Here is an 8,545-nt window from a genome sequence, read left to right on the forward strand (position 1 = left end):
TCTCCTTTAGCATGCTTTTACTCCCTACATGGGTAGTCACAGGTTAATAAAAAAACTAAAGGATTATTTCAATGAACAGAAAAGTACTGGCTCTCGTAATTCCTGCCCTGCTGGCTGCAGGCGCTGCTCACGCTGCTGAAGTTTATAATAAAGACGGCAACAAATTAGATCTCTATGGCAAAGTAGACGGCCTGCATTATTTCTCTGACGACGCTAACAGCGATGGCGATCAGACTTATATGCGTATGGGCTTCAAAGGCGAAACTCAGGTTAACGATATGATCACCGGTTATGGCCAGTGGGAATATCAGATTCAGGCCAACGGCACCGAAGGCGATAAAGGCGACTCCTGGACTCGTCTGGCATTCGCAGGTATTAAAGTCGGCGACTACGGTTCATTCGACTACGGCCGTAACTACGGCGTCATGTACGACGTTGAAGGCTGGACCGATATGCTGCCAGAATTCGGTGGCGACTCTTACACCAAAGCAGACAACTTCATGACCGGTCGTGCAAACGGTGTTGCAACCTACCGTAACACCGACTTCTTTGGTCTGGTTGACGGTCTGAACGTTGCGCTGCAGTACCAGGGTGCGAACGAAAATCAGTCACCAGAGCAAGAAGGCACCAATAACGGTGGCGACGATCGTAACATGAAGAACTCTAACGGTGACGGCTTCGGTATCTCCTCTACCTACGATCTGGGTATGGGCGTGAGCTTCGGTGCCGCATACACTTCTTCTGACCGTACTAACGAGCAGGTAAACCATTCGACTGCAGGGGGTGATAAAGCTGACGCATGGACTGCTGGTCTGAAATACGACGCGAACAATATCTACCTGGCAACTATGTACTCTGAAACCCGCAATATGACTCCGTATGGTGGTTCTGACGGTAGTGATAATACTATTGCCAACAAAACTCAGAACTTTGAAGTGACTGCGCAATACCAGTTCGACTTCGGTCTGCGTCCGGAGGTTTCTTTCCTGATGTCTAAAGGTAAGGATCTGTCCTTGTCCGGAAATGCGGCAAATCCTGCAGGAACTAGCGGCGATAAAGATCTGGTTAAATATGCTTCTGTAGGCGCTACTTACTACTTCAACAAAAACTTCTCCACCTACGTTGATTACAAAATCAACCTGCTGGACGAAGACGACAGCTTCTATGCTGGCAATGACATCTCTACTGATGACACTGTAGCACTGGGTATGGTTTACCAGTTCTAATCCGTCAGCCCGCTGGCAACAGCGGGCTCTCTTTATGTTCTAACAATTCTGTTTTATCCAGATCAAAACATTATATCTGTTGCGCTAAAACACATCTCTGATAGATGATATCTTGCATTAAGGTCTGCAGTAGAGGATACCTGCAATGAATCATCATCCTGTAAAATCATCCCGTATTGCATCCGTCGGCTATGACGAATCCTCCCGCACGCTAGAAATTCGCTTCCATCAGTTGGCTACCCTGCAATATCAACAGGTCCCTGCCCGTATTTTTCGTGATTTCCTGATCGTGGTCTCTAAAGGCCGATTTTACGATGGGGTAATAAAAGGCAAATTTCCTGAAATCAAAATAAAGTGATGCCAAAATGTGATCGTTGTCATTGTACATAAAGTGCCATTACGCGGTAAGCTTTACTTGGATACTTAAACAGGAGGTTTTATGAACAGAACGATTCTTGTACCCATCGATATTTCAGACTCAGAATTAACTCAACGCGTTATTGCCCATGTTGAAGCAGAAGCAAAGATTGACGATGCGCAGGTTCATTTTTTGACCGTCATTCCGTCCTTGCCTTATTACGCTTCCCTGGGACTGGCCTACTCGGCAGAGTTACCGGCCATGGACGATCTGAAAGCCGAAGCGAAATCTCAACTGGAAGAGATTATCAAGAAGTTCAATATCCCAACGGACCGAGTGCACGTTCATGTCGCAGAAGGTGCGCCGAAAGACAAGATTCTGGAGATCGCAAAAAAATTACCGGCCGATATGGTCATTATTGCCTCACACCGACCTGACATCACCACCTACCTGCTGGGCTCTAACGCCGCAGCCGTGGTGCGTCATGCGGAGTGTTCGGTACTGGTAGTCCGCTAAACTGTCTGGCCCGCACATTGTTGCGGGCTTTTTGTTTCTACCTCTTATCTCCCACAATTCCTGCCCTAAATGTGCTGACATTTTTCCCGCTTATCCGTACCATACACGCCACAGTTTTTATATCAGACTTCTTTTGCCGGACGATCCGGCGTGATGCATACTCTTCTGATGCCACACTATGAATTGAGCCTCTATTAAATGTCGCAAAATCAAGATATTAGTAAGAAAGAACAATACAACCTGAACAAATTGCAAAAACGTCTGCGTCGTAACGTCGGCGAAGCCATTGCCGACTTCAATATGATCGAAGACGGCGATCGCATTATGGTGTGTCTTTCCGGCGGGAAAGACAGCTATACCATGCTGGAGATCCTGCGTAATTTGCAGCAAAGCGCCCCGATCAGTTTTTCCTTAGTTGCGGTTAACCTCGATCAAAAACAACCCGGCTTCCCCGAGCACATTCTGCCGGAGTATCTGGAAAATCTGGGCGTTGAGTACAAGATTGTCGAAGAAAACACTTACGGGATCGTCAAAGACAAAATCCCTGAAGGCAAAACGACCTGCTCGCTCTGCTCTCGCCTGCGTCGCGGCATTCTGTACCGTACGGCAACCGAATTAGGTGCCACCAAGATTGCGCTCGGCCACCATCGCGACGACATCCTGCAAACGCTGTTTTTAAACATGTTCTACGGCGGGAAAATGAAAGGCATGCCGCCGAAGCTGATGAGTGATGACGGTAAGCACATCGTGATCCGCCCGCTGGCTTACTGTCGTGAGAAAGATATCGAGCGTTTCTCCGAAGCGAAAGGTTTCCCAATTATTCCGTGCAACCTATGCGGCTCACAGCCTAACCTACAGCGTCAGGTCATTGCTGACATGCTGCGTGACTGGGATAAACGCTATCCAGGTCGTATTGAAACTATGTTCAGTGCGATGCAGAACGTTGTACCTTCCCATCTGAGCGATATCAATCTGTTCGATTTTAAAGGCATTAAGCACGGTTCAGAAGTTGTGGACGGCGGTGATTTAGCGTTCGATCGTGAAGAGATCCCGCTGCAACCTGCGGGCTGGCAGCCAGAAGAAGATGATGCTCAACTGGATGAATTACGCCTGAACGTGGTGGAAGTGAAGTAAGCGTCTGTCAGGCCTACAACGTGCATAAGCGCCTGTAGGCCTGATAAGCGGAGCGCCATCAGGCGCCCCAACGGGCAGTTATTTCAATAACCTAACCCGGCAAGTCTTGCCTTTAATCTTACCGTTTTGCAATTGTTTCCACGCCTTGTGCGCTACAGTCTGGCGAACGGCGACATAAACGTGTGCCGGGTGAACGGCAATTTTGCCGATATCGGCGCCATCCAGGCCAATGTCGCCGGTCAGAGCCCCCAGAACATCGCCAGGACGCATTTTCGCTTTTTTACCGCCATCAATGCATAACGTCGCCATCTCTGCTTCCAGCGGCAGAATTGACACGTTAGCTGGCGCAGGCAGCCAGTTCAGCTTCAATTGCAACATTTCAGAAAGAATATTAGCACGCTGTGCTTCTTCCGGCGCACAGAAACTAATCGCCAGACCGCTGTTACCGGCACGCGCGGTACGTCCGATACGATGGACGTGGACTTCCGGATCCCACGCCAGTTCGAAGTTAACTACCAGCTCAAGCGATTTGATATCCAGGCCACGTGCGGCTACATCGGTGGCAACCAGGACGCGCGCGCTACCGTTGGCAAAACGAACCAACGTCTGATCGCGATCGCGCTGCTCCAGGTCGCCATGTAATGACAGTGCGCTTTGCCCTGCCGCATTCAGTGCATCACAAACGGCCTGACAATCTTTTTTGGTATTACAAAAAACCACGCACGAGGCAGGCTGATGCTGGCTGAGTAGCTTTTGCAGCAGCGGAATTTTTCCGTGGCTGGAGGTTTCGAAAAACTGCTGTTCAATCGCCGGTAACGCATCGACCGTATCAATTTCAATCGTTAATGGATTTTGCTGTACCCGGCCACTGATAGCGGCAATGGCTTCCGGCCAGGTTGCGGAAAACAGCAAAGTCTGACGTGACGCAGGCGCAAAGCGAATGACATCATCAATCGCATCGCTAAAGCCCATATCCAGCATGCGGTCGGCTTCATCCATAACCAGCGTATTCAGGGCATCCAGAGAAACAGTGCCTTTTTGCAGGTGGTCAAGTAAACGACCCGGTGTGGCAACAATAATATGTGGTGCATGTTGTAGGGAGTCACGCTGTGCGCCAAAAGGTTGCCCACCGCACAGCGTTAAGATCTTGGTGTTTGGCAGGAAGCGCGCTAAACGACGCAGTTCACCCGCCACCTGGTCGGCAAGCTCGCGCGTTGGGCACAGCACCAGAGACTGCGTCTGAAACAGCGCGGCATCAATATGCTGTAATAGCCCAAGACCAAAAGCAGCCGTTTTGCCACTGCCGGTTTTAGCCTGCACGCGAACATCTTTACCCGCCAGGATTGCCGGTAACGCAGCAGCCTGAACAGGCGTCATTTCAAGATAGCCCAGCTCGTTAAGATTCTCGAGTTGAGCAGCAGGTAAAACATTCAGGGTTGAAAAAGCGGTCACAATTTAATCTCGCGGTAAAAACTCACATTCAGCAGGCGCGTATCCTCGCAGATCTGTGCCCGTGATGCGACAATTTAATCGGTTCTTCATCCGGCGGCGGATCCGGCATTGGCTGCGGACGAGGAATGGGGTCGGGAATGGGAACCGGGTCAGTCGGTAGCGAATCAGTGTGCGACGTTGCAATCAGACAGGTCATATACCCCTCCAGTCATTCAGGTTGACTCTTTTAGGGTAGACGCTGATTTCCTGCAGGCAAAAAAAAGCCGACTAATCTAAGTCGGCGTCGTACGAATCAATTGTGCTATGCAGTAATTCAAAAAAGGAAGTAAGACAATATGGAGCGCAACGCCCATCGCTTGACGTTGCATTCACCTGCGAGAGAGATATTGCCCCGAATAGGTAGATGGTTTATTGACTTCGCTCAAAAATCAGGACGTTTTCATGCGCAAAAGCCACTAAAAAACGTTGTTGTTACAACCATTTACTACGATGCAACCATAAAGTAACACCACCAATCAGGACCACTAACAGAATACAAAAGAGTGAGAAACCAAACTGCCAACCACCGCCGGGGATACCGCCGAGGTTGACGCCGAAAAGCCCGGTTAAAAATGTGCTGGGAAGAAAAACCATTGCCATCAATGACATTGTATACGTTCGGCGAGCCAGAGACTCCTGCATCACCTGCGCAATTTCATCCGCCATAATACCGGTCCGGGCAATACAGGCGTCTATTTCATCCAGCCCTCTCCCCAGCCTGTCAGCGATATCCTGCATCCGTCTCCGATGGTCGTCGGTCATCCAGGGTAAACGTTCACTCGCCAGACGCGCATAAACATCTCTCTGAGGAGCCATATAACGTCGCATTACAATCAACTGTTTGCGCAGCAATGCCAGGAAGCCGCGTGGGGGAATTTGTTGATCGAGCAAGTTATCTTCCAGATCGATAATTTTGTCGTGCAGTTGTTCGATAAATTCGCTGGCATGGTCGGTTAGCGCATCACAAACATCCACCAGCCAACTGCCACAATCAGCCGGTCCCGTTCCTTCCTGGAGATCGCTGACCACATCATCCAGCGCCAGCACTTTGCGCTGGCGGGTTGAGACAATCAGACGTTCATCCATATATAAACGCATCGCCACCAGTTGGTCAGGTCGCTCATCGGTGCTGCCGTTGATACAGCGCAGTGTAATCAACGTACCTTCCCCGACTCTGCTGACGCGTGGGCGCGTACTTTCGCCTGCCAGCGCATCACGCACATTATTGGGAAGTAAAGGCGTTGTCGCCAGCCATTGCGCGCTTTCAGGATGGGTATAATTAAGATGTAGCCAACAGGGATGCTGACTGTCGATAACATCGTTATCTTCCAAGGGTTTCACCCCACCCCGGCCATCCAACAGCCAGGCAAACACGGCATCCGGCACATTAACATCCGTTCCCTTAATGGCTTCCACAGCGCCTCCACAATCATTCAGCTTTTTTCGTTAGTCTAGCCGTCAGAATATGTTAAGCAATATCTCATTGTCCCATTGTGCTGAAATGATTCATAAAAGTATCAGGTAATACAAAAAGCGCCGACGAATGCGACGCTTGCATCTAGATGGCCTGTTAAGCCCGCTGCCATCTCTCTGACTCAAGAGTGTTACTTAAGCGAAATTTATGCGTTCGCGACTGGAGATCAATCACCTGGTTTTTCAGGATACCTGAGGAATCAGAAAGCTCATCAACCATAATGGCATTACTTTGGGTTACATTCTCCAGTTCGGCCAGTGCATGAGTAATTCTGATAATTCCTTTCTCCTGCTCCTGTGTAGTGGTTAATATCTCGCCCATCAATTGGTTTAATTGACCGGCACCACCGACAATGTCATGCATATTTTTTTCTGCTTCACGGACAATAGCTGCACCTTGCTGAACATTTTGATGGGTTTGGGCAATCAGTTGCTTAATATTCTTAGCAGCATCTGCACTACGGTGTGCAAGCATTCTGACCTCACCGGCCACCACGGAAAAACCTTTGCCATGTTCACCGGCCCTCGCCGCTTCCACGGCAGCATTCAATGCCAGAATATTTGTCTGGAATGCGATACCATCAATTAGCGTAATAATTTCCGTCATCTGCTGTGCACATTCGGTGATTGAACGCATATTTGTCGCAACCTGCACCATTAACTCGCCACCCTGAATGGCGCATTGCGTGGCAACTGTTGCCTGGACGCTGGCGATTTGCGTGTTGTCAGCATTATTTCGCGTATTAACGGCTATTTCATCCATATTAGCAGCCGTCTGCATCAATGCTCCAGATTGTTGTTCCGTTTTCACTGAAAGCTCGGCGCTGCGTTCCGCAAGCTGTTCAGAGAGCGCCATCGCCGTTTGTGAGGATGTTCTGATCTCATTAACGAGTGTTGAAATATTACTCGATAAACTATTGATGCCCGGTATTAGTCTACCCGCACAATTATTACCAAACTCTGGAATACTGATCGCCAGATTCCCAGATGTCACTTCTTCAATGCTTCTTTTAACCGTATTGATCGGCATGACCAGATATTTCGTCATGTACCACCACAAGCATAATATAGAAATAACGCTTACCGCATTTGTACCAATTATAATTTCCGGAGTGGCCGAAAAAATCAATTCAACAATATTGAGAGCAACTGCCGTAATCAGCAGAAATAAAATAATAAAGGTTCTGACGCTAATATCATTTAACATTTTAGGCCTGTTCACAAAGAAATTACGTAGATATTATTTTTTATAGCACCTGCAATGCAGAATGCCATTGCCCTGCGACGAAAGCTGTACTTTCAATGAGAGTCTGCAGCCCTTTTACTTAAGGCGATAAATTACACCTTTTATTTCTATTAGTTCAGTATTTTATCCCATCAAGTTACTGTGATGACGCCAGGCATCAGATTATTGTGATGACAAGCACATAGAGAGCATAAAACACACAGAACTATAAATTTGGTGAATGTTTATATAAGTAATGGCTCGTTATTTTCACTATCTTCCTGTTTCCTCTAATACCAGTGTAAAAACATAAGAACATTCCCGGTTTTATCATGTTAACTGGACAAAACCTGCGGTAATGACTCCAACTTATTGATAGTGTTTTATGTTCAGATAATGCCCGATGACTTTGTCATGCAGCTCCACCGATTTTGAGAACGACAGCGACTTCCGTCCCAGCCGTGCCAGGTGCTGCCTCAGATTCAGGTTATGCCGCTCAATTCGCTGCGTATATCGCTTGCTGATTACGTGCAGCTTTCCCTTCAGGCGGGATTCATACAGCGGCCAGCCATCCGTCATCCATATCACCACGTCAAAGGGTGACAGCAGGCTCATAAGACGCCCCAGCGTCGCCATAGTGCGTTCACCGAATACGTGCGCAACAACCGTCTTCCGGAGCCTGTCATACGCGTAAAACAGCCAGCGCTGGCGCGATTTAGCCCCGACATAGCCCCACTGTTCGTCCATTTCCGCGCAGACGATGACGTCACTGCCCGGCTGTATGCGCGAGGTTACCGACTGCGGCCTGAGTTTTTTAAGTGACGTAAAATCGTGTTGAGGCCAACGCCCATAATGCGGGCGGTTGCCCGGCATCCAACGCCATTCATGGCCATATCAATGATTTTCTGGTGCGTACCGGGTTGAGAAGCGGTGTAAGTGAACTGCAGTTGCCATGTTTTACGGCAGTGAGAGCAGAGATAGCGCTGATGTCCGGCAGTGCTTTTGCCGTTACGCACCACCCCGTCAGTAGCTGAACAGGAGGGACAGCTGATAGAAACAGAAGCCACTGGAGCACCTCAAAAACACCATCATACACTAAATCAGTAAGTTGGCAGCATCACC

The 8,545-nt window shown here is 48.8% G+C and carries 9 protein-coding genes; 4 read left to right on the forward strand and 5 right to left on the reverse strand.

Annotated features, from left to right (window positions below):
• The first annotated feature begins 71 nt into the window (after positions 1-71).
• From ompC to ttcA, 4 genes are all read left to right on the forward strand, one after another.
• Entirely contained in the window at positions 72-1,226 is a 1,155-nt protein-coding gene (ompC, locus tag OGY72_RS06390) for a porin OmpC (protein WP_079937340.1), read from the forward strand.
• Between the two features lie 145 nt (positions 1,227-1,371).
• Positions 1,372-1,584 carry a KTSC domain-containing protein gene (locus OGY72_RS06395; protein ID WP_123267264.1) on the forward strand — a complete coding sequence of 71 codons (213 nt, stop codon included), beginning with the start codon at positions 1,372-1,374 and terminating at the stop codon, positions 1,582-1,584.
• Between the two features lie 81 nt (positions 1,585-1,665).
• Positions 1,666-2,100, forward strand: coding sequence for a universal stress protein UspF (gene uspF / locus OGY72_RS06400; RefSeq protein WP_003833207.1), 435 nt, complete (start codon positions 1,666-1,668; stop codon positions 2,098-2,100).
• A 198-nt stretch (positions 2,101-2,298) separates the two neighbouring features.
• Complete coding sequence (gene ttcA / locus OGY72_RS06405) at positions 2,299-3,234, forward strand: tRNA 2-thiocytidine(32) synthetase TtcA (RefSeq protein ID WP_149280997.1); 936 nt, start codon at positions 2,299-2,301, stop codon at positions 3,232-3,234.
• 78 nt (positions 3,235-3,312) lie between these two features.
• Here the strand turns inward: ttcA and dbpA are convergent, their stop codons facing one another.
• The 5 genes from dbpA to OGY72_RS06430 all read right to left on the reverse strand — a co-directional run bounded on the left by dbpA (position 3,313) and on the right by OGY72_RS06430 (position 8,490).
• On the reverse strand, positions 3,313-4,686 hold the full coding sequence (gene dbpA / locus OGY72_RS06410) for an ATP-dependent RNA helicase DbpA (protein ID WP_148361924.1): 1,374 nt from the start codon (positions 4,684-4,686) through the stop codon (positions 3,313-3,315).
• Positions 4,687-4,714: 28 nt separating this feature from the next.
• Complete coding sequence (gene ynaL, locus OGY72_RS06415; protein ID WP_003833213.1) at positions 4,715-4,882, reverse strand: proline-rich small protein YnaL; 168 nt, start codon at positions 4,880-4,882, stop codon at positions 4,715-4,717.
• 275 nt (positions 4,883-5,157) lie between these two features.
• On the reverse strand, positions 5,158-6,141 hold the full coding sequence (gene zntB / locus OGY72_RS06420) for a zinc transporter ZntB (protein ID WP_032943570.1): 984 nt from the start codon (positions 6,139-6,141) through the stop codon (positions 5,158-5,160).
• 154 nt (positions 6,142-6,295) lie between these two features.
• Positions 6,296-7,405 (reverse strand): methyl-accepting chemotaxis protein, encoded by a 1,110-nt coding sequence (locus tag OGY72_RS06425; protein ID WP_286547438.1) that lies wholly within the window; start codon positions 7,403-7,405, stop codon positions 6,296-6,298.
• Between the two features lie 387 nt (positions 7,406-7,792).
• A protein-coding gene (locus tag OGY72_RS06430) for an IS1-like element IS1A family transposase (RefSeq protein WP_103215986.1) occupies positions 7,793-8,490 on the reverse strand; the annotation gives its coding sequence in 2 pieces (ribosomal slippage) (positions 7,793-8,241 and positions 8,241-8,490; 699 coding nt in all).
• Positions 8,491-8,545: the final 55 nt, after the last annotated feature.

Source organism: Citrobacter sp. Cpo221 (assembly GCF_030332345.1).
Lineage (GTDB): Bacteria > Pseudomonadota > Gammaproteobacteria > Enterobacterales > Enterobacteriaceae > Citrobacter > Citrobacter portucalensis.